Genomic DNA, 24,322 nt, shown 5'->3' on the forward strand with positions numbered 1-24,322 from the left:
GTCACAGCTTGACGCCGATGGCCTCCCGGATGTAGCGGGTGATGGAATCAGGCGCCCGGCCGGCGCTGTGGCGGTCGGGGATCTCCACCACCAGGGGCCGCTGGGCGGTCAGCTTCATGGGGTCGATCAGGTCCCGGCACTGGGCGGCCAGCTTCTCGGTGATGAGAAGCACCCCGATCTCCCGGTCGGCCGCGGCAGCCTGGATGGCGTCCCGCACCTGGGAGGGCTCCCGCACCACCACCCCCTCGATCCCGGCCAGCCGCAGGCCCACCTGGGTGTCGGTGGAGTCGGTGATCACAAAGTACTTCATACGAACAAAAGGAGCAGGGCCACGATCAGGCCGTACAGGGCCACGCCTTCCGCCAGGCCCACGAAGATCAGGGCCTTGCCGAAGGCCTTGTCGTTCTCCGAGATGGCGCCCAGAGCGGCGGAGGCGGAGGAGGCCACGGCGATGCCGCCGCCGATGCCGCTGAGACCCACGGCCAGGGCGGCGCCCACGTACTTCAGGCCCTCCGCCAGGCCGGCGCCGGAGGCGGCAGCCGCGGCGGCGGTCTCAGCGGTCCCCGCGGCGGAGGCGCTGCCGCCGATGCCCACCACGCTGGCCAGGATCAGGCAGGCGAAGAAGGACAGCACATTGATGCCCAGGGCCCGCTTGGCCCGCCGGCCGGTATAATTGCGGATGCCGATGAGGAACAGGGGGGAGAGCACCGCCAGGGCGGCGAAGCACAGAACGATGAATTTCAGCATGATAGTTGACCTCCTTGGAATCAGTCGGTATGGCTGGTATAGTCGATCTTGCGGGGGGCGAAGGGGATGCCGCCGTCATCGTAGAAGCGGCCGAACAGCTCGTAGAACTCCAGACGGAGCACCTGGATGCCCACCAGCAGGCCTTCAAAGGCCATGACGAAGGCGTTGCCCGCCACCAGGATCAGGATGCCCACCGGGCCCCCTACCCCGCCGGCCAGGCCCGCCAGCATGTGGACCACCAGCATCAGGCCCACGTGGGTGATGGCGTAGGCTCCGATCCGCATGAAGGACAGGGTGTTGGTCAGGTAGCTCAGCAGGGTCTCAAAGAGCTCGAACAGCCCGGTGCCCAGCACCTCTCCCAGGGAGAAGTGCCGCCACGACGGATCTTTGGCCAGCAGCCGGGACAATGGCTCCCGGAACAGCATGAGCACCAGGGGCAGGACCAGCACCGGCAGCACATAGGCGGGTGTCAGCAGATTCACCCCGAAGACGGCGGTGGACAGGGCGGCGATCAGCACCCCGGCGTAGAACACCATGCCCGCCGCTCCGTTGGGTCCGAAGAAGATCTTTTCAAAATTCCGCTGTCTGACGCCGTTGACGATATTCACCGCCATCACCAGCAGAAGCATGAAAATGCCCAGGGCGATGGACAGCACCAGCAGCAGCAGCACGTTGCTCACCACGCCCATACCGGCCAGGTTGGTCTGCTCCATGATCTTGAAGCCGGGCAGGATGTCCTCGAACCCGAATACCGAGCCGTAGACGCAGCCGAACAGGGCACCCGACAGGCCGCAGCAGGTGATGATGCCCCCCAGCCACATGCCCTTCACCTTGCTGAGCACCAGGCCCAGCAGGGCCAGGCACAGGCCCTGGCCCAGGTCGCCGAACATGATGCCGAAGAACAGGCAGTAGGTGATGGCCATAAAGAGGGAGGGGTCGGTCTCGTTGTAGGCCGGCAGGCCGTACATCTCCAGAAAGGGCTGGAACACCCGGCCCAGGAAGGGATTTTTCAGCTTGGTGGGCGGCTTGAAGCCCTCCACGTCGTCGGCCACGTCGATGACGCAGGACAGCTCGCTGAACTTCGCCATCTTCTCCCGCAGGCCGTCCAGGGCGTCCTCCGGCACCCAGCCCACCAGATAAAAGCTGTCCCGGCTGCGGCAGGCGTACCGCCGCAGGTCCCGGCACTCGCTGTGGTAGCGCAGGTAGGCGTAGTCGGACAAAAGCCGCCCCTTCTCCTGCTCCCGGAGGGCCTTCAGCTCCTCCGCCGCCCGGGCGGCCTCCTTTTTCTTCGCCTCCGCCTGGGCGGTCAGTTCGGCAGTGGCCTGATCCACCGTGCCGTGGGGCTGTACCTCCAGATTCACACGGGTGAAGTGGAGGGAGGAAAAGAGCATGTCCACCCGGTTCCTGGCATCCTTGGTGGTAAAGTACACCCCGTATACCCGTCTGGGCCCCACGGTGGTGGGCACGAAGAGGATGTCCTCCTCCTGGTTCAGGGTCTCCTGAAAGCTGTCGTAGGTCTCCCTCGGCAGATAGCCGTACCGGAACCGGGCGTACTCCAGGCCCCACAGCTCGTCCAGATCGGTGCCGATGCCCCGGAGGTACTCCAGCTGCTCCACCACGGCGGCCGATTCCGCCGCCTGGCGCTCCAGCTCCTCCTTCCGGCGGGTCAGCTCCAGCACCCTGGCCTCCAGCCCGTCGAAGTAGGCGGACAGTTCCTTCCGGGGCAGCTTGTCCGGGAAGGGGGCGTACGCCAGCTCCACCCCCGCCTCCCGGGCCACCTCTTCCGCCCGCCGCAGCAGCTGGGCATAGGGATTGGCGCCCTCCATGGGCAGCACGCCCTTTACCCCGCCCATCAGCCGCAGGGCACTCTCCGGGTGGAACTGCTGGTCCACGACGCAGGTGCTCACCACCTGGTCGAACTGGTCCAGCGGCCCTGCCAGGGTGAGCAGCTTCATGGGAACGACCGACATGGCCTCATCTCCTTCTCTCGTGATCTCCCGGCTCTCAGGCGCCTACCAGTTCCGCCAGAGCCGCGTGATAGGGTGCGCCGTATTTCACGGATTCGATGACATTGACCAGCACCATCATCTCCATCTCCTTCAGGTCCAGATAGGCCATGGCGGTGTAGATGGAGGGAGGCGCACACAGCAGCTGATGCCTGTTGAAGGTATACATGGCCCGGCGGTAGTATTCCTCCGCGTCCAGGGCCTCCACCCCCTCAAAGCAGTCCCGGTATGGGGTCTGCTTCAGCAGCGCAAAGACCGCCCCGGCATCCGGCGCGGCGCACAGCTGGCGGGTCAGCTCCGGCTTGAGCCGGTAATGGAAGGGAAACAGAATGGTCAGATACTTGTCCTGTGGCGTGTCGGGGAAATAGGTCTTCAGCCGCAGGATATGGATGATATTCAGCAGGTCCACCTGGCCGCCCAGAGCCTGGAGCAGCACCTTCCGGGCGGGACCGTGGTAGTTCTGATTGGCCATACGGAACATATGGGAAAAGTAAGCGGTGCGCAGCAGGCACTCCGCCGTGGTGTAGTCGGGCAGCGGCCCTCCCGGCTCCGGCCGCAGGTGGAGGAGCACGGGATAGTAGATGCTCCCCTTGACGGCGGAGAGCAGCTGGTCGTAGCTGGCGCACTCCCGCAGGGCCTTGTAGTCCACCTTCCCCAGCACCACGATGCTGGAGGCGGGGGGCATTCCCATGCCGTATTTCCCCACCTTCAGCCGCCGCAGGGCATTGAGAATGGCGGTGCGCTCGGCGATGCGGATGCGGAAGCCCATCAGGGGCCTGTCCTCCCGGGGCACATAGTGGGCCAGACTGAGATACTCCAGCCGCAGTTCCTCCCGCAGGGCGGTCTCCAGCTCCACCCGGCCCACATAGCTCCAGCTGCCCGGCTCGCACTTGGCCAGGGCCCGGCTCCAGCCGGGATACTGCCGCAGGGCATCCAGGATCTCCGCCTCGCTCTTCAGGCCCGCCAGCCGGGCAAAGTCCTCCGTCCGCAGGCGCTTGCCGTACAGGGCCCGGACCTTGGCCGACAGGGCGCCGTAGCGCATATCGTCCCCTGTCATGGCTTTACTCCCGCGATCAGGGAAAAGAGCGTCTCCACCCACTGATCCCGGTTCTTCTCATAGGCGGCCTCCACCCGCTCCATGGCCTGGCGCTGCTTCTCGTCCAGCTTGGCCATGTCCTCCTCGGCTCCGGCCCGCTCGGTCTCCTCCACCAGCTCCACCCGATGGCGGGCCCGCTGCATATAGTTCTCCCGCAGGTCGGCGATCTCCCGCTCCAGGCCCGCCTGGAGCTGCTCCTGCCGCTGCTTGCCCTCCTCGGCCAGAGCCTTGGCGTTGTGCTCCGCCGCCACGATCTGATTTACCATATCCAGATACTCCACGGATACCCCTCCCCAGAGCCGCCTTTTTCGCGGATACACTTATTGATGATATGTCATCATAGCACTTCACCAGGCTCGTTTCTACGGGAAAATAGACAAATATCTCCCCTTGTCAACCCCACATTTTATGTCATATTATGCAAGAACCCGCAGTTGGAAGTGCACTATTGTAATTCTTCCCGGGGACGTATATAATAGTGGTTAATCATCTTTTCCATCTATTTTTTATGGAAACTATCTTGATTGGAGGAACACAAATCATGAAGCTGCTCCAGCTTTTGGAAAATGATTGCACGTTGACCCCCGACCAGCTTGCATCCATGGCCGATATGTCCGTGGAGGACGTAAAGGCCGCCATCAAGCGGTATGAGGAGGAGAAGATCATCCTGGGCTACAAGGCCATCGTGGACTGGGACCGCACCGACCGGGAGGCGGTCACCGCCCTCATCGAGGTAAAGGTCACCCCCCAGCGGGGCGAGGGCTTTGACCGCGTGGCCGAGCGGATCTACCAGTACGACGAGGTGGAGAGCGTCTATCTGATGAGCGGCGCTTACGACCTGACCGTGATCATTTCCGGCCGCTCCCTGAAGGAAGTGGCTCAGTTCGTGGGTGAACGCCTGTCCACCCTGGAGGATGTGACGGGTACCGCCACCCATTTCATCCTGCATAAATATAAAGAAAAGCACCTGATCTTTGAAAAGCAGGAGAAGCAGCCGAAGGAGTGGATTTTCTCATGAATTATGACGAGATACTGTGTAAGCGCATCCAGGAGGTCAAGCCCTCCGGGATCCGACGCTTTTTCGATATTCTGGAGGAGATGAAGGACGCCATCTCCCTGGGCATCGGCGAGCCCGACTTCGTCACCCCCTGGCACATCCGGGACGCCGGCATCTACTCCCTGGAGAAGGGCTTTACCAAATACACCGGCAACGCCGGCATGGCCGAGCTGCGCCGGGAGATCGCCGCCTATCTGGAGCGGCGCTTCGACCTGCACTATGACTTTGCCCACCAGATCATCGTCACCGTGGGCGGCAGCGAGGCCATCGACCTGTCCCTGCGCTGCCTGCTCAACCCCGGCGACGAGGTCATCGTCCCCGTGCCCTCCTTCGTATGCTACGGGCCCCTGGCCTCCATGGCCGGCGGCACCCCGGTGTATGTGGAGCTGAAGGCGGAGAACGAGTTCCGCCTCACCCCCGAGCAGCTGAAGGCCGCCATCACCCCCCGCACCAAGGTGCTGGTGCTCCCCTTCCCCTCCAACCCCACCGGCGGCATCATGGAGCGCGCCGACCTGGAGGCCCTGGCCGACGTGCTCCGGGGCACCGACATCATGGTGGTGTCCGACGAGATCTACGCCGAGCTGACCTACGGCCAGCACCACGTGTCCATGGCCAATCTGCCCGATATGTATGAGCGCACCATCGTGGTCAACGGCTTCTCCAAGAGCCACGCCATGACCGGCTGGCGCATGGGCTATGTCTGCGGCCCCGCTCCCATCATCCAGCAGATGCTCAAGCTCCACCAGTTCGGCATCATGTCCGCCCCCACCACCAGCCAGTACGCCGCCATCGAGGCCATGCGCAACGGCGACAAGGACATCGAACATATGCGGGACGAGTACGACGGACGCCGCCGCTACCTGGTGGAGGGCCTGCGCCGCATCGGCCTGCCCTGCTTCGAGCCCAAGGGCGCCTTCTACGTATTCCCCGACATCCGGAGCACCGGCCTCACCTCCGACGAGTTCTGCGAGCGGTTCCTGATGGAAGAGAAGGTGGCCGTCATCTCCGGCTCTGCCTTCGGCCCCGGCGGCGAGGGCTTCGTCCGCTGCTGCTACGCCACCTCTATGAAAGACATTGCCGAGGCCCTGACCCGGCTGGATAATTTCCTGACCAACCTGAAGAAAAAGCAGGAGCGGGAACAGGAAGGATAAAGGAGGATCGCATATGTATATCACCTGTCTGGACATGGAGGGCGTCCTGGTCCCCGAGATCTGGATCGCCTTCTCCGAAGCCACCGGCATCCCCGAGCTCAAGCGCACCACCCGGGACGAGCCCGACTACAACAAGCTGATGAATTTCCGCCTGGATATCCTGAAGGAGCACCACCTGGGTCTGAAGGAGATCCAGGACGTGATCGCCACCATCGACCCTCTGCCCGGCGCCAAGGAATTTCTGGACGAGCTGCGCACCTTCAGCCAGGTGATCATCCTCAGTGATACCTTTGAGCAGTTCGCCCAGCCCCTGATGAAGAAGCTGGGCTGGCCCACCCTGTTCTGCAACACCCTGGAGGTGGCCCCCGACGGCACCATCACCGGCTTCAGAATGCGCTGCCCCCAGTCCAAGCTGACCACCGTGAAGGCCCTCCAGTCCATCGGCTACGACACCATCGCCTCCGGGGACAGCTACAACGACCTGGGCATGATCCAGGCCAGCAAGGCGGGCTTCCTGTTCAAGAGCACCGCCCAGATCAAGGCCGACCACCCGGAGCTGCCCGCCTACGAGGAATTTTCCGACCTGCTGGCCGCCATCCGCAAGGCCATGGACTGACATATTAGGAAGCGAGTGAGAGAATATGACTCACGCATTTGACCATCTCCCCTTCCGCCCCGCCGACATCCTGCTGCCTCAGAACTGTGAGTACGGCAAGTGGTCGGTGGTGGCCTGCGACCAGTACACCTCCCAGCCGGAGTACTGGCAGCGGGTGGAGGAGTATGTGGGCTCCGCCCCCTCCTCCCTGCGGCTCATCCTGCCGGAGAGCTGCCTGGACGGCCCCAATGTGGAGACCGACATCATGGAGGTCAACAACACCATGACCCGCTACCTGCGGGAGGACCGGTTCAAGGAGTTTCCCCACGCCCTCATCTATGTGGAGCGGCGGCTGGACGACGGCAAGGTCCGCCGGGGCCTGGTGGGCATGGTGGACCTGGAGCAGTACGACTACGAACCGGGCTCCGACGCCTCCATCCGGGCCACCGAGGGCACCGTCCTCTCCCGCATCCCGCCCCGGGTGGCGGTGCGGAAGAACGCCCCCCTGGAGCTGCCCCACGTGATGCTGCTGGCCGACGACCCGGAGAAAACCGTCATCGAGCCCCTGACGGACCGGAAGGGCAAGATGGAGCCGGTATACGACTTCGACCTGATGGAGCGGGGCGGCCATATCTCCGGCTGGAAGCTGGACGCTGAGAGCATGGAGCTGGTGGCCCAGGCCCTGTCCGCCCTGGCGGACCCCACAGCCTTCCGGAAGAAGTACGGCGTGGACGACGGGGCCGTCATGCTCTTCGCCGTGGGGGACGGCAACCACTCCCTGGCCACCGCCAAGGAGTGCTATGAGCGGCAGAAGAAGCTGAATCCGCCGGAGAAGTGGGACAGCCTGCCCGCCCGGTTCGCCCTGTGCGAGCTGGTGAACCTCCACGACAGTTCCCTGGAGTTTGAGGCCATCCACCGGGTGCTCTTCGGGGTGGAGCCGGTGGAGCTGGTGATGAGCCTGTGCGCCGCCTTCCCCGGCGCCCACTCCGGCGAGGGGGAGGGACACGTGCTCCGCTATGTCCACGCGGGCGGCGAGGGTGCGGTGACCATTCCCCACCCCAAGGCCCAGCTGGAGGTGGGCACCCTCCAGCCCTTCCTGGACCAGTACGTAAAATCCCACGGTGTGCGCATCGACTACATCCACGGGGCGGACGTGGCCCGGCAGCTGGCCAAACAGCCGGGCAACCTGGCCTTCCTGCTCCCCGCCATGGGGAAGGACCAGCTCTTCCCCACCGTCATCCGGGACGGGGTGCTCCCCCGCAAGACCTTCTCCATGGGCCACGCCCATGACAAGCGCTTCTATCTGGAGGCGCGGAAGATCCGATAAAAAGGAGGCCGGGCCATGGCAGCGACGGAGGTCTTCGCCTACGCCAAACTGAATCTCTCCCTGGACGTGCTGGACAAGCGCCCTGACGGCTACCACGACATGAAGATGGTGATGCAGACCGTCACCCTCAGGGACCGGCTTGCTCTGGAGGCCGGCACGGGGGCGCCCCTGCAGATGCGCAGCAATCTGGGATTTCTCCCCGCCGACGAGCACAATCTGGCCGCCGCCGCCGCCCTGGCCCTGTGCCGGGAGACGGAAACCGACCCCGGCGGGCTGTCCATCCGGCTGGAGAAAACTATCCCGGTGTGCGCCGGTATGGCCGGGGGCAGCGCCGACGCCGCCGCCGTGCTGCGGGGGCTGAACGGGCTGCTGGGGCTGCGCCTGTCCCAGGCCCGGCTGGAGGAGATCGGCGCCCTGGTGGGCTCCGATGTGCCCTACTGCGTAGGGGGCGGCACCGCTCTGGCCGAAGGCCGGGGCGAGGTCCTTACCCCCCTGCCCCCCCTGCCCCACTGCCATGTGGTGCTGTGCAAGCCCGCCTTCTCGGTATCCACTCCGGAGCTGTTCAAGGCCCTGGACGGCTGCCGCATCCGCCGCAGGCCGGACACCGCCGGGCTGATAGGCGCCCTGACGGCCGGAGATCTGCCGGGTGTGGCCCGGCGGATGTACAACGTCTTTGAGGACGTGCTCCCCCAGCGGCGATACCAGGAGATCTGCGCCATCAAGAACAGCCTGATCCAGCACGGGGCTCTGGGGGCCTCCATGAGCGGCACCGGCCCCACCGTGTTCGGCCTGTTTGACCGGCAGTCTGCGGCGGAAGCCGCCTGGGCCGCCCTGCGGCCCCTGTATCAGGAGACCTTTCTGGTGGAGACAGCTGGCACGCTGATGGAAAAAGAGGTATAAAACCCGAAATCACCGTCCAAAATGGAAGCAAATCCAATTTGGACGGTGATTTTTTACATGAAACAGGTTTCTCAGACACATACCCTTCGCCGGTGGGAACTGGCCCTGCTGCTGGGGGTGGCCCTGGCCGCCCTGCTGGGGGTGTGGCTGGACAGCAGCCAGAGCGCCCTGGCCGACCAGGTGATCCGTCTCCACGTGCTGGCCAACTCCGACTCGGAGGGGGACCAGGCCCTGAAGCTGGAGGTGCGGGACAGCGTGCTGGCCGCCGCGGAGGAATACTTCCAGCCCGGCGCCACACGGGATGAGACCGAGGCGGTTCTGCGGGACCACCTGGAGGAGCTGGCCGCCGCCGGAGCGGAGGCGGTGGGAGCGGCGGGATACGACTACCCGGTCACCGCCTCCCTGGAGGAAAACTGCTGGTTTCCCACCAAGGCGTATACCGACTTCGCCCTCCCCGCCGGGGAGTACACCGCCCTGCGCATCGTCATCGGGGAGGGGGGCGGCCACAACTGGTGGTGCGTGGTGTTCCCGCCCCTGTGCCTGGGCTCGGTGACCGAGTCCGCCGCCCAGACCGCCCTCAGCGCCGGGCTGAGCGAGGATCAGATATCCCTTATCACCGGTGAGGACGAGGGCTATGTGGTCAAATTCCGGGCCATGGAGCTTTGGGAGGATTTTCAGCACTGGATATCAGGCCAATAAGAAAGCGGAGCGTGCACAGCACGCTCCGCTTTTCTGTTATCCGATACCGTGGTAGCAGATGCCCAGCACCCACACCGCCGCGGCTACCAGCACATAGGCGCGGGCCACGAAATCGAAGGCCCGCCCGGGCCGCTTTCCGCCCAGAGCCAGCTCGTCCTTTACCGCGCCGGGACCCAGCACGAAGTAGAGACACACCGCCACCAGCATGGCGCCGAAGGGAGAGACATAGATGGTGATGAGATCCATCCAGCCGCCCATACCGGGGAGGGATTCCACAAACAGTCCCGCCCCGAAGGTGACCGCCCCCACCACCAGCAGGGACAATCCCCGGGACAGCCTGGCGGTGGAGCTGAGAGCCTCGCCGCAGGCCTCCAGCATATTCATCAGGGAGGTGATGCCGGCAAAGAACACCGACAGGAAGAAGAGCACCGCGAAGATCTGCCCGCCGGGCATCTGCTCAAAGACCTGGGGCAGGGTGACAAACATGAGAGCGGGTCCGCTGGTGGGGTCAATGCCGAAGGCGAACACCGCCGGGATGATGGCAAAGCCGGCCAGCAGGGCGGCCAGGGTGTCCAGCACCGCAGTCATTCCCGCGTGGCGCAGGATGTTTTCGCTCTTCTTCATATAGCTGCCGTAGATCAGCATGCCCGCCCCGTTGATGGACAGGGAGAAGAAGGCCTGTCCCATGGCCATGACCCAGGTCTCCGGGTCCAGCAGCCGGGACCAGTCGGGCTGGAGCAGGTAGAGGTAGCCCTCCGCCGCCCCGGGCAGAAAAGCCACCCGGACAGCGATGATCAGGAAGAGGATAAAGAAGGCGGGCATCATCACCTTGCTCAGCTTTTCAATGCCGCCGGCCACCCCCAGGACCAGGATGATCACCGTCAGCACCACCGCCGCCAGGTGCCAGGGGATGGAGCCGAAATCCACCGCCAGGGCGTCAAAGAAGCCCTGGGCGTCGCCGTTCAGGATGGAGCCGGTGACCGAGCCGGCGGTGTACCGCAGCACCCAGCCCACCACCACTGAGTAGCCGATGGCGATGCCCAGCACCCCCAGCAGGGGGATAACCCCCAGCAGCTTGCCGCCCCGCTTGCCCTTTTTGCGGAGCACATAGTCCAGGGAGCCCATGGCCCCGGTGCCGGTGAGCCGCCCCAGGGCGAACTCCCCGGTGAGGCCCACGTAGCTGAACAGGGCCACGAATAAAAAGTAGGGGATCAGAAAGGCGCCGCCGCCGTACTGCCCGATGCGGTAGGGGAACAGCCAGATGTTCCCCATGCCCACGGCGGAGCCCACAGCCGCCAGGACAAAGCCCAGGGAGCTGGTAAATTTGCCGCCTGTCTTACGCTCTTCCATCCGTATCCTCCTCATTGAGCCGGACCAGGTGGAGGTGATCCTCCCACCGGCCGTTGATCTTCAAATAGTGTTTGGACAATCCCTCTTCCGCATACCCCGCCTTTTCCGCCGCCCGGCGGGAGGCCAGGTTGCGGGGCATGATGCTGGCCTCGATCCGGTGGAGGCCCAGGGTACGGAACCCCCAGCCGGTGGCCGCCTCAATGGCCTCGGCCCCGCAGCCCCGGTTCCACAGGGTGTGGTCTATTTTATAGGAGAGGAAGCAGGATTGAAAGGCCCCACGGACAATCTCGTTGAGCCCCACCAGGCCCACGGCCTTCCCCGGGTGCCGGGGCTGGACCAGCAGAAAGCGGAAGCTGCGCCCGTTCTCCGCCTGCTCCACGTCCCACTCCAGCCGCTCCTTTTGACCGTCTGTGGTAAAAAAGTCCTCCGGCTGGACCGGGTCAAAGGGTGCAAAGGCCAGCCGGTTCCGGCGATAAAAGGCGGCTGCGGATTCCGCCAGCGCCGGGTTGGCCGCCAGATAATAGAAACGGGCCGAGCGAAAGACATACCGCACCATCACACTCTCTCCTCTCCCCTCAAAAGCCGGTTTTTTGATTATAACACAGTTGTCTCCGCTTTGCACCCCTTTCTCCGCAAAGGGGAATCCTGCCGGATTTGGGGGGTTGACAGTCCGGGAAGGACAGCGCTATACTGAGCAAGGCAGAGGCAACTCTGCCTGTTTTGTTATACCTTTTTTGTGTCGGGGACCGGTGGCGTCCCCGGAAAACTCAACAGGAAAAAGGGAAGATCGTGCATGGTTGAAGAAGAGAAGAGAGCGCATCCCGGCACCCAACCCCATCCCCGCAGACACCACCGGCGCCAGCCGCCTCTGCTGTGGCTGCTGATCGCCCTTTGCGCTGTGGTGGTGATCGTTCTGCTGGCCGTCCTGCTGCCCCGGGGCGGAACACCCGGCGACACGCCGTCCGGTTCAGATTCTCCCGCCGCCGTGGAGGACACCCAGCCGCCGGTGATCTCCGGCACCAAGGATCTGACGGTGGCCGTGGGTGAGAGCGTCGCCTACCGCACCGGCGTCACCGTCACCGACAACGTGGACGAGACGGTGCAGCTCCAGGTGGATTCCAGCGGGGTCAACCTGTCCGAACCCGGCACCTATCAGGTCATCTACTGGGCGGAGGACGCCGCAGGCAACCGGGCGGAAGTGCCTGTCACCGTAACCGTGGTGGAAACCGTCACCGTAGACGACGCGGACACCGGCGCCACTGAGGACGTGGTGGAGGCCGGGGATTCCAAGATCACCCTGGAGGCCGTCAACGCCCTGGCTGACGACATTCTGGCCGACATCACCAACTCCGGCATGAGCCAGCGGGAAAAGGCCCTGGCCATCTACAACTACGTACACAACCACATCAAATACACCGGTACCTCGGACAAATCCAGCTGGCTGGTGGGGGCCTACATCGGCTTCACCCGGGGCAGCGGCGACTGCTACAACTACTTCGCCTGCTCCAAGGCCCTGCTCACCCGGGCGGGCATCCCCAATGTGGACCTGACGCGGGTGGGCGGCAACTCCCGCCACTACTGGCAGCTGGTGGACGTAGGCAACGGTTACTACCACTTCGACGCCTGCCCTCACCCCAACAGCTACCCCCTGTACTCCTTCCTGCTCACCGAGGCGGAGGTCCAGGCCTACACCAAGCAGTGCAGCAGCGTCCGGAAGAATTACTATGTCTATGACTATGATTCCTGCCCGGTGAGCGTGGTACAGGGCTCCGCACCGGCGCCCTCCACGCCCAAGCCGTCGGCCACGCCCACGCCTACTCCCACGCCGACGCCTACGCCCACACCTACCCCCACGCCTGAGGCCACCCCCACCCNCCGACCCACCGCCAAACGACCACCCGGCCCATGCGCACAACCAACGCACCCACCCAGAGGACACCCCGCCCCCTGGAGACACCGTAGACCCCCACGCCGGAGCAGACCCCGGAGGCCAGCCCTTCCGCCATGCCTTCGGACAGTCCCGCCCCGGAGAGCAGCCCCAGCGCCGCTCCCACCCCGCCGGCAGAGACCGGCACATCTGAAAGCCCGGCCCAGTCGCCGGAGAATCCGGAGGAGACCGCAAGTGCAGCGTAATGTTTTGGAATATCTGGAGGCCACCGCCCCCCGCCTGCCCGATAAGGTGGCGTTCAGCAACGGCACCGACAGCCTGACCTTCTCTCAGCTGTCCCGGGCGGCCAGAGGCATCGGCACCTGCCTGGCCGGGCAGGGTCTGAGCCACGAGCCGGTGGTGGTATTCATGGAGAAGCACCCCCGGTCCATCGCCGCCTTCTTCGGCGTGGTCTATTCCGGCTGCTTCTACGTACCTATTGATGAAGAGATGCCTGCCTACCGGGTGGAGCTGATCTTCCAGACCCTGAAGCCCCGGGCGGTGATCTGTGACGAAAAGACCCGCAGCCAGGTGGAGGCCCTGGGGTATGACGGCATCCTGCTGGACTATGAGGATGCGGCAGCGACCGAACCGGACGGCGGGGTGCTGGCCGCCATCCGGGCGGCCCAGCTGGACACCGACCCCCTGTACATCGTGTTCACCTCCGGCTCCACCGGCGTGCCCAAGGGCGTGGTGGCCTGCCACCGGTCGGTGATCGACTACATCGAGCAGCTGTCCGCCACCCTGGGCTTCTCGGAGGAGACAGTGTTCGGCAACCAGACCCCCCTGTACTTCGACGCCTGCCTGAAGGAACTCTATCCCACCCTGAAGTTCGGCGCCACCACCTACCTGATTCCCAAGAGCCTGTTCATGTTCCCCATCAAGCTGGTGGACTACCTCAACGAGCACAAGATCAACACCGTGTGCTGGGTGGTATCCGCCCTCACCATGATCTCCGGCTTCCGGGTACTGGAGAAGCATGTACCCGAATATCTCCACACCATCGCCTTCGGCAGCGAGGTCTTCCCCATCCGGCAGTTCCAGCTGTGGCGGAAGGCCCTGCCCAACGCCAAATTCACCAATCTGTACGGCCCCACTGAGGCCACGGGCATGAGCTGCTACTACCACGTGGACCGGGACTTCGGCCTGGACGAGGTCATCCCCATCGGCCAGCCCTTCCCCAACACCGGCATCCTGCTGCTCACCGAGGACAACAGGCTGGCCGCCCCCGGGGAGCTGGGCGAGATCTGCATCAAGGGCACCTGCCTCACCATGGGCTACTACCGGATGCCGGAAAAGACGGCGGAGTGCTTTGTGCAGAACCCCCTGAACGACGCCTATCCTGAGCTGATCTACCGCACCGGCGACCTGGGCCGGTACAATGAGCGGGGCGAGCTGGTGTTCGTCTCCCGGAAGGATTTTCAGATCAAGCACATGGGGCACCGCATCGAGCTCCAGGAGATCGAAGTGGTGGCCGCCATGCACCCGGAGGTGTCTCAGGCCTGCGCGGTGTACGACAAGGAGAAGGACAAGATCCGGCTCTACTACGCCGGCACGGCGGAGAGTGCCGACCTCACCGCCTTTTTGAAGGAAAAGCTGCCCCGGTACATGCTGCCCAATAAAATGGAACGTCTGGAGCGGATGCCCCTGACCCCCAACGGCAAGGTGGACCGGAAGGCTTTGGCCGCTAAATAAGAAGAGACAAAGGAGAATTTGTATCATGGAAGAACTGCTGGACATTCTGAAGGAACTCCACCCCGACGTGGACTTCGAGCACTGCGACAAGCTGATCGACGACAAGATCCTGGACTCCATCGACATCGTGTCCCTGGTGGCCGAGATCAACGACGCCTTTGACGTGGCGGTACCCGCCGAGGAGATCGTGCCGGAGAACTTCAACTCCGCTCAGGCCCTGTGGGCCATGATCCAGCGTCTGGACGAGGCATAAGCCGGTCAGATGAGTTTTGCGTCCGCACAGTTTCTGGCCTTCTTCGCGGTACTCTTCGTCCTGTATTACCTGATCCCCAAGCGGCACCAGTGGAAGCTGCTGCTCATCGGCAGCCTGTTCTTCTACTTCTTCGCCGGCTGGTACTGCCTCATCTACATCGGGGTCACCGCCGTCACCACCTATCTGGCGGCCCGGAAGGTGGGGGATCTCCAGCGGGAACAGGACCAGTGGCTGAAAGAGCACCGGGACGAGCTGGACAAGACCCAGCGCAAGGCCTACAAGGCCGCCGGCAAGAAGATCCGCTGGCGGTGGACCCTGGCCTGCCTGCTGCTGAACTTCGGCATCCTGGCGGTGGTGAAGTACACCGACTTCGTGCTGGGCAACGTCAACGGCATCCTGGCCGCAGCCGGGTCCGCCACCCAGCTGCCCATGGCCGACCTGGTGCTGCCCATGGGCATTTCCTTCTACACCTTCCAGTCCATGGGCTACCTCATCGACGTGTACTGGGGCAAGTATCCCCCGGAGCGCAATCTGGGCAAGTTCGCCCTGTTCGTCACCTTCTTCCCCCAGCTGATCCAGGGCCCTATCAGCCGCTTCGGCGACCTGAGCCAGACCCTGTATGAAGAACACAGCTGGGACTCCCGGCAGATCGCCATGGGCGGCATGCGGGTGGTGTGGGGCTTTGCCAAGAAGCTCATCGTGGCCGACCGGCTGGCCATCCCCCTGCGGGAGCTGGTGTCCGCCCCCGATCAGTACACCGGCGTGTACGTGCTGGCGGTGATGTTCCTCTACGCCGTGCAGCTGTACGCCGACTTCACCGGCGGCATCGACATCACCATCGGCACCGCCCAGATGCTGGGGGTCAAGGTCACCGAGAACTTTGAGCGGCCCTTCTTCTCCAAGAACATCGCGGAGTACTGGCGCCGGTGGCACATCACCATGGGCACCTGGTTCCGGGACTATGTGTTCTACCCTCTGTCGGTGAGCAAGACGGTGCTGAAGCTCCACCAGAAGGCCAGAGCCAGGCTGGGCGAGCCGGGCAAGCGGGTATCGGTGTACCTGTGCACCATGCTGCTGTGGTTCGTCACCGGCGTGTGGCACGGCGCCAGCTGGAACTTCATCGTCTGGGGCCTGCTCAACGGCGTGGTCATCCTGGTGTCCCAGGAGTGCGAGCCCCTGTACGCCAAGTTCCACGGGAAATTCCCCGGCCTGAAGGGCACCTTCGGCTACCGTCTCTTCGAGGTGGGCCGCACCTTCGTGCTCATGAGCGCCATCCGGGTGCTGGACGTGTACCGGGACGTGCCCCTCACCTTCAGGCAGGTGGGCACCATCTTCACCTCCTTCCACCCCTCGGTGCTGTGGAACGGCTCCTTCCTGGAGCTGGGGATCAGCGGAGCGGACTGGGCGGTGGCAGTCATCGGCACCCTGGCCATGCTGGTGTGTTCCCTGCTGGGCCGGAAGGAGCCCATGCGGGAGCAGCTGGTCCGCCGCAACCCCAACCTGGCCTGGAGCGGCTGCGTGGTGCTGGTGCTGTGCATGGCCATCTTCGGCATCTACGGCATCGGCTTTGACGCCACCCAGTTCATTTACAACCAATTCTGAGGAGGCCGGAGATGAAAAAGAAACTGATCTTTACCGGCGTCCTCTGGTGCGTGATTCTGGCGGTGGCCCTGTGGCTGCTCAACGCCCTGTTCATGCCCAAGTACATGAGTGAGATCCCCGAGGGGGCCCTCATCGCCGAGTATTACAACGAGACTGCCGACCACGACGTGGTGTTCATCGGGGACTGTGAGGTATATGAGAACTTCTCCCCCGACACCCTGTGGCAGGAGTACGGCATCACCAGTTATATCCGGGGCTCCGCCCAGCAGCTGATCTGGCAGTCCTACTACCTGATGGAGGAGACCCTGAAGTACGAGACCCCCAAGGTCATGGTGTTCAACGTGCTGAGTATGCAGTACGGCGAGCCCCAGAGCGAGGCCTACAACCGGCTGAATCTGGACGGCATGAAGCTGTCCACCCAGAAGCTGGCGGCGGTGGAGGCCTCCATGACCGAGGAGGAGAGCATGCTCTCCTACCTCTTCCCCCTGCTGCGCTATCATTCCCGCTGGAACGAGCTGAAAGCGGAGGATGTGGAGTACATGTTCCACCGGGACCCGGTGTCCGACAGCGGCTACCTGATGAACGTGGAGGTCCGCCCGGCGGAGAACGTGCCCGAGGGCAAGCCCCTGGCAGACTACCAGTTCGCCGACATCTGCTACGAAAATCTGGACAAGATGGTGGAGCTGTGTCAGTCCCACGGTGTGGAGCTGGTGCTGGTGAAGGCCCCCAGCCTGTACCCCTACTGGTATGACGAGTGGGAGGCGCAGATGGAGGACTACGCCGCCCAGCACGATCTCCAGTACGTCAACTGTCTGGAGATCATCGACCAGGCGGGGCTGGACTTCAACACCGACACCTATGACCACGGCCTGCACCTGAACCTGTACGGAGCGGAGAAGCTGTCCCACTGGTTCGGGGAATGGCTCACCGAGCACTGTCCCCAGGTGGAGGACCGCCGGGGGCAGGAGCCCTATGAAAGCATCTGGGCGGAAAAGAGCGAGACCTACGCCCAGCGGAAGACCGAGCTGGAGGCGGCGTGGGCCGCCGAACAAAAGGAGGATACCGCACAATGAACAAGAAACTGCTTGCCCTGGCCCTGGCTCTGGGCCTGACCCTGTCCCTCACCGCCTGCGGCGGCGGCAATGACGCCCCGGCCGGCGGCGACACCCCCGCCCCCCAGAACAGCACCCCGGCCGGCGGCGAGACCACTGCCGACACCTTCGTCTTTACCACCGCCGACGGCAAAGAGGTGGCGGTGAACGAGGACATGGCCGACGTGCTGGCCGCCCTGGGGGAAGAGCAGAGCTACTTTGAGGCCGAGTCCTGCGCCTTCGAGGGTCTGGACAAGACCTACACCTACCCCGGCTTCGTCATCACCACCCGGCCCGGCGGGGACAAGGATTATGTCAACTCCATCCGTCTCACCGACGACAGCGTATCCACCCGGGAGGGTGTGTACATCGGCAGCAGCGAGCAGGACGTGACCACCGCCTACGGCGAGGACGGCGGCAGCACCGAGGGGATGCTGAGCTACACCGCCGGTGACGTGACCCTCAACTTCATTCTGGAGGACGGCGTGGTCACCTCCATCGAGTACCTCCCCGCCTGATTCTTTTTCTTGGTTCTTTTTCTTGAAAGAAAAAGAACCAAAAAGAACTTCCACAGGGCCATGCTTTTTTCTGGAGAAAAAGCGACGAAAACCACTTCCGCAGGGCGGGCAGGTGTTGACCTGCCCGCCTGTTTTTTGTACAATAGAGATACAACAAAAGGAGCCGTCCATTCGTGGGCGGCTCCGCCATTGCCAAGGGAGTATGGAACGAGATTATGCTGAACCGAGAGGAAGAACTGCGCTTCTGCAAGGCCCGCCGGGCGGCCATCGAGCTGGATTTTCAGAACCTGAACCCGGAGCAGCGCCAGGCTGTACTGGCTACCGAGGGGCCCCTGCTGCTGCTGGCCGGCGCCGGCAGCGGCAAGACCACGGTACTCATCCACCGCATCGCCAATCTGATGAAGTATGGCCGGGGCTCCGACTTTGACCAGGCCCCCGACTGGGTGACAGAGGCCGACCTGGCCTTTCTGGAGGACTACGTGTCCCACCCCGACCCGTCCAAGAAGGCCCAGCAGGAGCGGCTGTGCGCCATGGACCCGGCGGTGCCCTGGTCCATCATCGCCATCACCTTCACCAATAAGGCCGCCGGTGAGCTGAAGGCCCGGCTGGAAAACCTGCTGGGTCCCTCCGCCAACGACATCTGGGCCTCCACCTTCCACTCCGCCTGCGTGCGTATCCTGCGGCGGGACATCGACCGGCTGGGCTTTGACCGCTCCTTCACCATCTATGACACCGCCGATTCGGAGCGGGTCATCAAGGACGTGGTGAAGGACTTCAACCTGGACGACAAGACCTTCTCCGCCCGCACCGTGCTGGGCTATATCTCCCGTGCCAAGGACGCCATGCAGTCCGGGGCGGACTACCTGGCCCAGTGCGAGAAATCGGGGGATTTCCGGCTGGTGAAGATCGCCAGGATTTATGTGGAATACGAGCGGCGGCTGAAGGACGCCAACGCCCTGGATTTTGACGACATCATCCTGGACACCGTGCGGCTGCTCCAGCAGTTTGAGGACGTGCGGGACTACTATCAGAAGAAATTCCGGTACGTGCTCATCGACGAGTACCAGGACACCAATAACCTGCAGTACCTGCTGGCCTCCACCCTGGCGGGGGGCTATGAAAATATCTGCGTGGTGGGCGATGACGACCAGTCCATCTACCGCTTCCGGGGCGCCACCATCGAGAACATTCTCTCCTTTGAGAGCCAGTACAAGGGGGCCCGGGTGATCCGGCTGGAGCAGAACTACCGCTCCACCAAGAACATTCTGGAGGCCTCCAACGCGGTGATCCGCAACAACGAGGGCCGCAAGGGCAAGGAGCTGTGGACCAGGCACGAGGCCGGAGACAAGGTCCAGTGCTACACCGCCATGAACGAGCACGAGGAGGCCCAGTACGTGGCCGCCCAGATCCTGGCCGACTACTCCGCCGGCCGGGCCTGGAAGGACCACGCGGTGCTCTACCGGATGAACGCCCAGTCCAACCAGATCGAGCAGGCCTTCAAGCGCAACGGCATCCCCTACCGCATCATCGGCGGCATCCGCTTCTTCGACCGGGCGGAGGTAAAGGACATGCTGTCCTACCTGTGTGTGGTCAACAACCCCGGGGACGACCTGCGGCTGAGCCGCATCATCAACAATCCCCCCCGGGGCATCGGGGCCTCCACCATCGACCGGGCCCAGAACATCGCCCAGCGGGAGGGGCTCTCCCTGTGGGCGGTGGTGAGCCAGCCCCGAAAGTGGCCGGAGCTCCAGAAGGCCGCCCCCAAGCTGGGGCAGTTTGCCGAGATGATCGGCGACCTGCAGAAGCTGTCCACCGAGCTGTCCCTCCCCGACTTCTACGAGGAGGTGATCCAGCGCACCGGCTACGCCGTCATGCTGGAGCAGAAGCACACCATCGAGGACCGCACCCGGCTGGAGAACGTCCGCGAGGTGCTCTCCTCCATCCAGAACTACCTGGACAACACCCTGGAGGAGCCCTCCCTGGCCGGCTTCCTGGACGAGATCGCCCTGTACACCGATATCGACAGCCACGACCCCAGCGAGGACTGCGTGGTGATGATGACCATGCACTCCGCCAAGGGGTTGGAGTTCCCGGTGGTCTTCGTGGTGGGCGTGGAAGAGGGCATCTTCCCCGGCATCCGGGCTATCGGGGAGCCGGAGGAGATGGAGGAGGAGCGGCGGCTGTGCTATGTGGCCATGACCCGCGCCAAGGAGAAGCTGTATATGACCTGCGCCTCCCAGCGGATGCTCTTCGGCCGCACCAACTCCAACCGGCCCTCCCGCTTTTTGGGCGAGATCCCGCCGGAGTACGTGGAAAAGTCCGGCCGCCTGCCCTACTCGGAGCGGCAGCACGAGGAGCGGCCCCAGAAGGCCCAGCGGCCCCGGCGCGTCTATGACCGGGGATTCTCCATGGGCACGTCCTCCTATACCGGAACCGCTGCCGCCGCCCCGGCTCCCGACTGGAAGAGCCCGGCGGCCGGCGCACCCGCACCCGCTGCCGGCCCCGACTTCCGGGCCGGGGACCCGGTGGTCCACAAGGCCTTCGGCAAGGGTCTCATCACCAAGCTGACCCCCATGGGGGGCGACGCCCTGGTGGAGATCGCCTTCGACAGCGTGGGCACCAAGAAGCTGATGCTGAAATCCGCCGCCCAGTATATGAAAAAGGGCGAATAAAAAGGAACGGGCAAAGCCCGTCCCTTACAGAAGTTCCGTAAACGACTTGATATACCGGTGGCAGAAGCCGCGCATCTCGTCCTCATAGTGGGCGTAAAATGGATCGTACACCCCCACCACTGTCAGCCCCGCCTCCTTGGCGGTGCGGCACACCCCGGGGGAATCCTCGTAGAGGGTGCAGGCTTCCGCCTTTTCCCCCAGCCGCTCCAGGGCCAGGGTGAAGGCCCGGGGGTCCCGCTTCTCCACCCCCAGCTCCTGGACGTAGATCACCGGCTGGAAGTAGTCCGTCAGGCCCAGCCGGTCCATGGCGGCCTGACAGAATTCCGGCACGCAGGCGGTGAGGAGGACCATCCGCTCTCCCGCCTGCCGGCATTTGTCCAGGTATTCTTTGGTCCCCGGCTTCAGGGGCACCTGGTGGGAATAGGCCTCCCGGCCCAGAGAAGTCCATTCGGCCATGATCTCATCCGGGCTCTCGCTCAGATGATAGTAGTCCTTGGTGAACCGGGCGGCAATGGGGAAAATGGAGTGGCCCACCGTCTCGCTGTACTCCCGGGTGGCCGTCAGGCCCCGGCGGGCCAGGAAGGTGTCGTCCACCTCCACCCACACCCCGTTGGAGTCCACCAGGGTGCCGTCAAAGTCAAATAAGTTCATAGGTAAAACCTCCATGGAAAATGGACCGCCTCTTCCGCGTAGTCGATGCCGATGCGTGTTCCGGTGTGGAAGGGGGGCCGCGGGGAGCCGTCGTCCATCAGAAACAGCTCCTCCCCCGTCAGGTCCAGACCGTTTTGGGCCCTTGTCAGGCCCAGGGCCATGCACACCTTCCCCGGCCCGTCCATAAAATGCTTTTTTTGATAGGAGGTGAGCTCTTCAGGCTCCTTCCCAAACCTGCGGCGGGCCATCTCGGCCGCCCCCTCCAGGGGGGCCAGTCCCCGCAGGAGCACCGCGCTGGGCTCTCCCTCCCGCTCGGTGACAAAGTTGAGGCAGTGATACATCCCGTAGATCAGGTAGATGTAGGCGGTACCCGGCGGGGCAAACAGGGTCTCCGTCCGGGCGGTACGCTTGTATCCGTAGGCGTGGCAGGCCTTGTCCACGCGCCCCACATAGGCCTCGGTCTCGGTGATCCGCCCGGACAGGGTCATACCGTCCACCCGGCGCACCAGGACTTTCCCCAGCAGGTCCTGGGCCACTTTTACGGTGTCCCGGTCAAAAAAGTCCCGACCCAGCTTTTCCACGGTCCCATCCCCCTTTCAGCAGGCACTATTTTATCTTATCATAGCCAAAGGAGAGGTACAACCATGAGCCAACAAAAAGAAAAATCCGGCCTGGCCAAGTTTGCCACCCCATTGATTATCCTGGCCACCATCATCTGGGGCAGTTCCTTCGTGGTGATGAAAAACAGCGTGGATGTGCTGCCCACCTTCTGGCTGCTGGCCATCCGGTTCAGCGCCTCCGCCATCGTACTGGCCATTGTGTTCTTCCCCCGGTGGAAGGTGTGCGACAAGCAGTACCTGATCGGCGGCACCGTCATGGGCTTCTGTCTGTTCGTGGCCTACGCCTTCCAGACCTACGGCCTGGAGCGCACCACCCCCGGCAAGAACGCCTTCTTCACCGCCGTCTACTGCGTCATCGTCCCCTTCCTCTACTGGGCCATCGCCCGCCGCCGGCCGGATAAGTTCAACGTGCTGGCCGCCTTCCTGTGCATCGGCGGCATCGCCCTGGTGTCCATCACCGGCAGCAACGCCTCCGCCTTCAACCTTGGTGACGTGCTCACCCTCATCGGCGGCTTCTTCTTCGCCTGCCACATCGTGGCGGTGGCCAAGTACTCCGAGGGCCGGGACATCTTCATCCTCACCACCCTCCAGTTCGCCTCCTTCGCCGTGTTCTCCTGGATCGGCGTGCTGGTCACCCGGACCCCCGTATCCCCGGAGGTCTTTGACTCCAACATGATCCTGGGCCTGGCCTATCTGGTGATCTTCTCCTCCTGCGGCGCCCTGCTGTTCCAGAACATCGGCCAGAAATACACCGCTCCCGCCACCGCTGCCGTCCTGCTCTCTCTGGAGGCTCCCTTCGGTGTGCTCTTCTCCATCCTGCTCACCGACGAGCGGCCTACCGCCCTCATGTTCCTGGGCTTCGCCCTCATCTTCCTGGCGGTGGTATGCTCCGAAACCAAGTTCTCCTTCCTCCGAAAAAAAGGGGTTGACAAAGGCTGAGCGGATGATTATAATGCATTACAACAGTTCCATAAAGTAAACCAGTGAGGAAGAGGAGTACCCGGCTGTTCCCGATGCAAAGAGAGTCCTGGATGGTGGGATCAGGGCGTGAGGGAACCGGCGAATGGACTTCCGAGGGCGGCTTGAACGGGCAACCAAGTAGATGCCGACGGGATCCCACCCGTTATCCATCGGGCACGCATGATGGTGCGTGAAGCGAGTGGACGTCTTTGGACGTCAATTTGGGTGGTATCGCAGAAGTTTAACGCTTTTGTCCCATAACTGGGGCAAAAGCGTTTTTTATCTTCTGCACCATCTGCCCCCCAAATTCATTTTATGGAGGAACTTCCTATGAAAAAGCTGAACAAGGTTCTGTCTCTCACCGCCGCCGCCGCTCTCACCCTGAGCCTGACCGCCTGCTCCGGCGGAACCCAGGGCAATGCCCAGACCCCCGCCGGCAATTCCGGCACCCCCGCCGCCGCCGGCGACGGCGCCACCTACAAGGTGGCGGTGATCAAGCAGATGGACCATGCCTCCCTGGACGAGATCGCCAACGCCATCACCGCCCGGCTGGACGAGATCGCCGCCGAGAACGGGGTCACCATCGAGTACGAGGTCACCTCCGGTCAGGGCGACCAGAGCGTACTGCGGCAGCTGTCCGACCAGGCCATCGCCGACGGCGTGGACGCCATCATCCCCATCGCCACCCTGGCCGCCCAGGTGGCCGCCGTCTCCGCCGAGGAGAGCAAGACCCCGGTGGTCTTCGCCGCCATCTCCGACCCCGCCGCCGCCGACCTCACCGGCATCGACTATGTCACCGGCACCAGCGACGCCCTGGACACCAGCAAGATCATGGACATGATCTTCGCCCAGGACCCCGACGCCTCCAAGATCGGCCTGCTCTACTCCCTGTCCGAGGCCAACTCCACCACCCCCATCGCCGACGCCAAGGCCTACCTGGATGAGAAGGGAATCAGCTACGTGGAGGCCACCGCCAACACCAACGACGAGGTCATCGCCGCCGCCAGCTCCCTCATCGCCGCCGGGGTGGACGCCATCTTCACCCCCACCGACAACATCATCATGTCCGCCGAGCTGGCCATCTATGAGGACCTGATCGCCGCCGGCATCCCCCACTACACCGGGGCCGACTCCTTCGTCCGCAACGGCGCCTATGCCACCTGCGGCGTCAACTACACCGACCTGGGTGCCCAGACCGCCGACCTGGCCTATGAGGCCATGACCAGCGGCATGTCCGACATGGAGGACTTCTACCAGGTGGCCGGCGGCATCATCACCGTCAACACCGAGACTGCCCAGGGCCTGGGCCTGGACTACTCCGTCTTTGACGCCATGGGCACCGTGGTCCCCGTCACCACCACCGAGGACTGATTCCAATACGGCTCTACCGCCAACCCCCGGCTTT

At 63.7% G+C, this 24,322-nt stretch carries 23 protein-coding genes and 1 other annotated feature; of the genes, 14 read left to right on the top strand and 9 right to left on the bottom strand.

The features are described 5' to 3' along the window. Window position 1: 1 nt before the first annotated feature. From E0E41_RS05910 to E0E41_RS05930, 5 genes are read right to left on the bottom strand one after another with little or no spacing between them, the layout of a single operon-like run. Window positions 2-310, bottom strand: a complete 309-nt coding sequence (locus E0E41_RS05910) for a V-type ATP synthase subunit F (protein WP_130869146.1) — start codon at window positions 308-310, stop codon at window positions 2-4. Next, a complete protein-coding gene (locus E0E41_RS05915) occupies window positions 307-747 on the bottom strand; it encodes an ATP synthase subunit C (RefSeq protein WP_130869147.1) in 441 nt (146 codons plus the stop codon). The genes E0E41_RS05910 and E0E41_RS05915 overlap by 4 nt, the downstream gene beginning before the upstream one ends. Window positions 748-767: 20 nt before the next feature. Then, entirely contained in the window at window positions 768-2,717 is a 1,950-nt protein-coding gene (locus E0E41_RS05920; protein WP_130869148.1) for a V-type ATP synthase subunit I, read from the bottom strand. A 34-nt stretch (window positions 2,718-2,751) separates the two neighbouring features. Beyond that, entirely contained in the window at window positions 2,752-3,810 is a 1,059-nt protein-coding gene (locus tag E0E41_RS05925; protein WP_130869149.1) for a V0D/AC39 family V-type ATPase subunit, read from the bottom strand. Further along, window positions 3,807-4,130, bottom strand: coding sequence for a hypothetical protein (locus tag E0E41_RS05930; RefSeq protein ID WP_130869150.1), 324 nt, complete (start codon window positions 4,128-4,130; stop codon window positions 3,807-3,809). Before E0E41_RS05930 ends, E0E41_RS05925 begins: the two co-directional genes overlap by 4 nt. Window positions 4,131-4,387: 257 nt before the next feature. Between E0E41_RS05930 and E0E41_RS05935 the strand changes: the two genes are divergently transcribed. The 6 genes from E0E41_RS05935 to spoIIR are packed head-to-tail and all read left to right on the top strand — an operon-like array spanning window position 4,388 to window position 9,578. Further along, window positions 4,388-4,867, top strand: coding sequence for an Lrp/AsnC family transcriptional regulator (locus tag E0E41_RS05935; RefSeq protein WP_130870785.1), 480 nt, complete (start codon window positions 4,388-4,390; stop codon window positions 4,865-4,867). Continuing rightward, window positions 4,864-6,057 (top strand): pyridoxal phosphate-dependent aminotransferase, encoded by a 1,194-nt coding sequence (locus E0E41_RS05940; RefSeq protein WP_130869151.1) that lies wholly within the window; start codon window positions 4,864-4,866, stop codon window positions 6,055-6,057. Before E0E41_RS05935 ends, E0E41_RS05940 begins: the two co-directional genes overlap by 4 nt. Window positions 6,058-6,070: 13 nt before the next feature. Next, window positions 6,071-6,673 carry a bifunctional phosphoserine phosphatase/homoserine phosphotransferase ThrH gene (thrH, locus tag E0E41_RS05945; protein ID WP_130869152.1) on the top strand — a complete coding sequence of 201 codons (603 nt, stop codon included), beginning with the start codon at window positions 6,071-6,073 and terminating at the stop codon, window positions 6,671-6,673. 25 nt (window positions 6,674-6,698) lie between these two features. Continuing rightward, on the top strand, window positions 6,699-7,979 hold the full coding sequence (locus E0E41_RS05950) for a DUF1015 domain-containing protein (RefSeq protein WP_130869153.1): 1,281 nt from the start codon (window positions 6,699-6,701) through the stop codon (window positions 7,977-7,979). A 15-nt stretch (window positions 7,980-7,994) separates the two neighbouring features. Then, on the top strand, window positions 7,995-8,879 hold the full coding sequence (gene ispE, locus E0E41_RS05955; RefSeq protein ID WP_130869154.1) for a 4-(cytidine 5'-diphospho)-2-C-methyl-D-erythritol kinase: 885 nt from the start codon (window positions 7,995-7,997) through the stop codon (window positions 8,877-8,879). A 57-nt stretch (window positions 8,880-8,936) separates the two neighbouring features. After that, window positions 8,937-9,578 (top strand): stage II sporulation protein R, encoded by a 642-nt coding sequence (gene spoIIR / locus E0E41_RS05960; RefSeq protein ID WP_130869155.1) that lies wholly within the window; start codon window positions 8,937-8,939, stop codon window positions 9,576-9,578. A 36-nt stretch (window positions 9,579-9,614) separates the two neighbouring features. Here spoIIR and E0E41_RS05965 read toward each other — a convergent pair whose 3' ends face one another. Then, window positions 9,615-10,928, bottom strand: coding sequence for a sodium-dependent transporter (locus E0E41_RS05965; protein ID WP_130869156.1), 1,314 nt, complete (start codon window positions 10,926-10,928; stop codon window positions 9,615-9,617). Continuing rightward, entirely contained in the window at window positions 10,915-11,484 is a 570-nt protein-coding gene (locus tag E0E41_RS05970) for a GNAT family N-acetyltransferase (protein WP_130869157.1), read from the bottom strand. Before E0E41_RS05970 ends, E0E41_RS05965 begins: the two co-directional genes overlap by 14 nt. A 237-nt stretch (window positions 11,485-11,721) precedes the next feature. On the opposite strand from E0E41_RS05970, the gene E0E41_RS18730 reads away from it, so the two are divergent. The 6 genes from E0E41_RS18730 (at window position 11,722) to E0E41_RS06015 (ending at window position 20,686) form a co-directional block, all read left to right on the top strand. After that, window positions 11,722-14,550: an amino acid adenylation domain-containing protein gene (locus E0E41_RS18730; RefSeq protein ID WP_207303198.1), complete on the top strand. Its 2,829-nt coding sequence runs from the start codon at window positions 11,722-11,724 to the stop codon at window positions 14,548-14,550. A 25-nt stretch (window positions 14,551-14,575) separates the two neighbouring features. Then, the gene (locus E0E41_RS05995) at window positions 14,576-14,803 is read left to right on the top strand and encodes an acyl carrier protein (RefSeq protein ID WP_130869158.1); all 228 of its coding nucleotides are present in this window, start codon (window positions 14,576-14,578) and stop codon (window positions 14,801-14,803) included. A gap of 9 nt (window positions 14,804-14,812) precedes the next feature. Then, a complete protein-coding gene (locus E0E41_RS06000) occupies window positions 14,813-16,405 on the top strand; it encodes an MBOAT family O-acyltransferase (protein ID WP_130869159.1) in 1,593 nt (530 codons plus the stop codon). Between the two features lie 11 nt (window positions 16,406-16,416). Beyond that, the gene (locus E0E41_RS06005) at window positions 16,417-17,478 is read left to right on the top strand and encodes an SGNH/GDSL hydrolase family protein (RefSeq protein ID WP_130869160.1); all 1,062 of its coding nucleotides are present in this window, start codon (window positions 16,417-16,419) and stop codon (window positions 17,476-17,478) included. Further along, window positions 17,475-18,014, top strand: a complete 540-nt coding sequence (locus E0E41_RS18475) for a hypothetical protein (RefSeq protein WP_165450509.1) — start codon at window positions 17,475-17,477, stop codon at window positions 18,012-18,014. The genes E0E41_RS06005 and E0E41_RS18475 overlap by 4 nt, the downstream gene beginning before the upstream one ends. A gap of 215 nt (window positions 18,015-18,229) precedes the next feature. Then, a complete protein-coding gene (locus E0E41_RS06015; RefSeq protein ID WP_130869161.1) occupies window positions 18,230-20,686 on the top strand; it encodes an ATP-dependent helicase in 2,457 nt (818 codons plus the stop codon). 24 nt (window positions 20,687-20,710) lie between these two features. Here the strand turns inward: E0E41_RS06015 and E0E41_RS06020 are convergent, their stop codons facing one another. Next, complete coding sequence (locus tag E0E41_RS06020) at window positions 20,711-21,337, bottom strand: HAD family hydrolase (protein WP_130869162.1); 627 nt, start codon at window positions 21,335-21,337, stop codon at window positions 20,711-20,713. Continuing rightward, window positions 21,334-21,918, bottom strand: a complete 585-nt coding sequence (locus tag E0E41_RS06025; protein ID WP_130869163.1) for a DNA-3-methyladenine glycosylase — start codon at window positions 21,916-21,918, stop codon at window positions 21,334-21,336. Before E0E41_RS06025 ends, E0E41_RS06020 begins: the two co-directional genes overlap by 4 nt. Window positions 21,919-21,981: 63 nt before the next feature. Between E0E41_RS06025 and E0E41_RS06030 the strand changes: the two genes are divergently transcribed. Both E0E41_RS06030 and E0E41_RS06035 read left to right on the top strand, forming a co-directional pair. Then, the gene (locus E0E41_RS06030; RefSeq protein ID WP_130869164.1) at window positions 21,982-22,896 is read left to right on the top strand and encodes a DMT family transporter; all 915 of its coding nucleotides are present in this window, start codon (window positions 21,982-21,984) and stop codon (window positions 22,894-22,896) included. A 35-nt stretch (window positions 22,897-22,931) separates the two neighbouring features. Further along, window positions 22,932-23,178 (top strand) — a binding site (T-box leader). Window positions 23,179-23,247: 69 nt separating this feature from the next. Beyond that, complete coding sequence (locus E0E41_RS06035) at window positions 23,248-24,288, top strand: ABC transporter substrate-binding protein (protein WP_130869165.1); 1,041 nt, start codon at window positions 23,248-23,250, stop codon at window positions 24,286-24,288. Window positions 24,289-24,322 lie beyond the last annotated feature (34 nt).

The organism is Intestinimonas massiliensis (ex Afouda et al. 2020), assembly GCF_900626285.1.
In the GTDB taxonomy this organism is placed as follows: Bacteria; Bacillota; Clostridia; order Oscillospirales; family Oscillospiraceae; genus Flavonifractor; species Flavonifractor massiliensis_A.

Bases quoted from the DNA above. Each gene is read 5' to 3' on its own strand.
- E0E41_RS05965 (WP_130869156.1), bottom strand. From the start codon at position 10,928: ATGGAAGAGCGTAAGACAGGCGGCAAATTTACCAGCTCCCTGGGCTTT.
- E0E41_RS06000 (WP_130869159.1), top strand. From the start codon at position 14,813: ATGAGTTTTGCGTCCGCACAGTTTCTGGCCTTCTTCGCGGTACTCTTC.
- E0E41_RS05940 (WP_130869151.1), top strand. From the start codon at position 4,864: ATGAATTATGACGAGATACTGTGTAAGCGCATCCAGGAGGTCAAGCCC.
- E0E41_RS05970 (WP_130869157.1), bottom strand. From the start codon at position 11,484: ATGGTGCGGTATGTCTTTCGCTCGGCCCGTTTCTATTATCTGGCGGCC.
- E0E41_RS05925 (WP_130869149.1), bottom strand. From the start codon at position 3,810: ATGACAGGGGACGATATGCGCTACGGCGCCCTGTCGGCCAAGGTCCGG.
- E0E41_RS05920 (WP_130869148.1), bottom strand. From the start codon at position 2,717: ATGTCGGTCGTTCCCATGAAGCTGCTCACCCTGGCAGGGCCGCTGGAC.
- E0E41_RS05915 (WP_130869147.1), bottom strand. From the start codon at position 747: ATGCTGAAATTCATCGTTCTGTGCTTCGCCGCCCTGGCGGTGCTCTCC.
- E0E41_RS05995 (WP_130869158.1), top strand. From the start codon at position 14,576: ATGGAAGAACTGCTGGACATTCTGAAGGAACTCCACCCCGACGTGGAC.
- E0E41_RS06035 (WP_130869165.1), top strand. From the start codon at position 23,248: ATGAAAAAGCTGAACAAGGTTCTGTCTCTCACCGCCGCCGCCGCTCTC.
- E0E41_RS05950 (WP_130869153.1), top strand. From the start codon at position 6,699: ATGACTCACGCATTTGACCATCTCCCCTTCCGCCCCGCCGACATCCTG.
- E0E41_RS05910 (WP_130869146.1), bottom strand. From the start codon at position 310: ATGAAGTACTTTGTGATCACCGACTCCACCGACACCCAGGTGGGCCTG.
- E0E41_RS06030 (WP_130869164.1), top strand. From the start codon at position 21,982: ATGAGCCAACAAAAAGAAAAATCCGGCCTGGCCAAGTTTGCCACCCCA.
- E0E41_RS06020 (WP_130869162.1), bottom strand. From the start codon at position 21,337: ATGAACTTATTTGACTTTGACGGCACCCTGGTGGACTCCAACGGGGTG.
- E0E41_RS18475 (WP_165450509.1), top strand. From the start codon at position 17,475: ATGAACAAGAAACTGCTTGCCCTGGCCCTGGCTCTGGGCCTGACCCTG.
- E0E41_RS06005 (WP_130869160.1), top strand. From the start codon at position 16,417: ATGAAAAAGAAACTGATCTTTACCGGCGTCCTCTGGTGCGTGATTCTG.
- E0E41_RS06015 (WP_130869161.1), top strand. From the start codon at position 18,230: ATGCTGAACCGAGAGGAAGAACTGCGCTTCTGCAAGGCCCGCCGGGCG.
- ispE (WP_130869154.1), top strand. From the start codon at position 7,995: ATGGCAGCGACGGAGGTCTTCGCCTACGCCAAACTGAATCTCTCCCTG.
- spoIIR (WP_130869155.1), top strand. From the start codon at position 8,937: ATGAAACAGGTTTCTCAGACACATACCCTTCGCCGGTGGGAACTGGCC.
- thrH (WP_130869152.1), top strand. From the start codon at position 6,071: ATGTATATCACCTGTCTGGACATGGAGGGCGTCCTGGTCCCCGAGATC.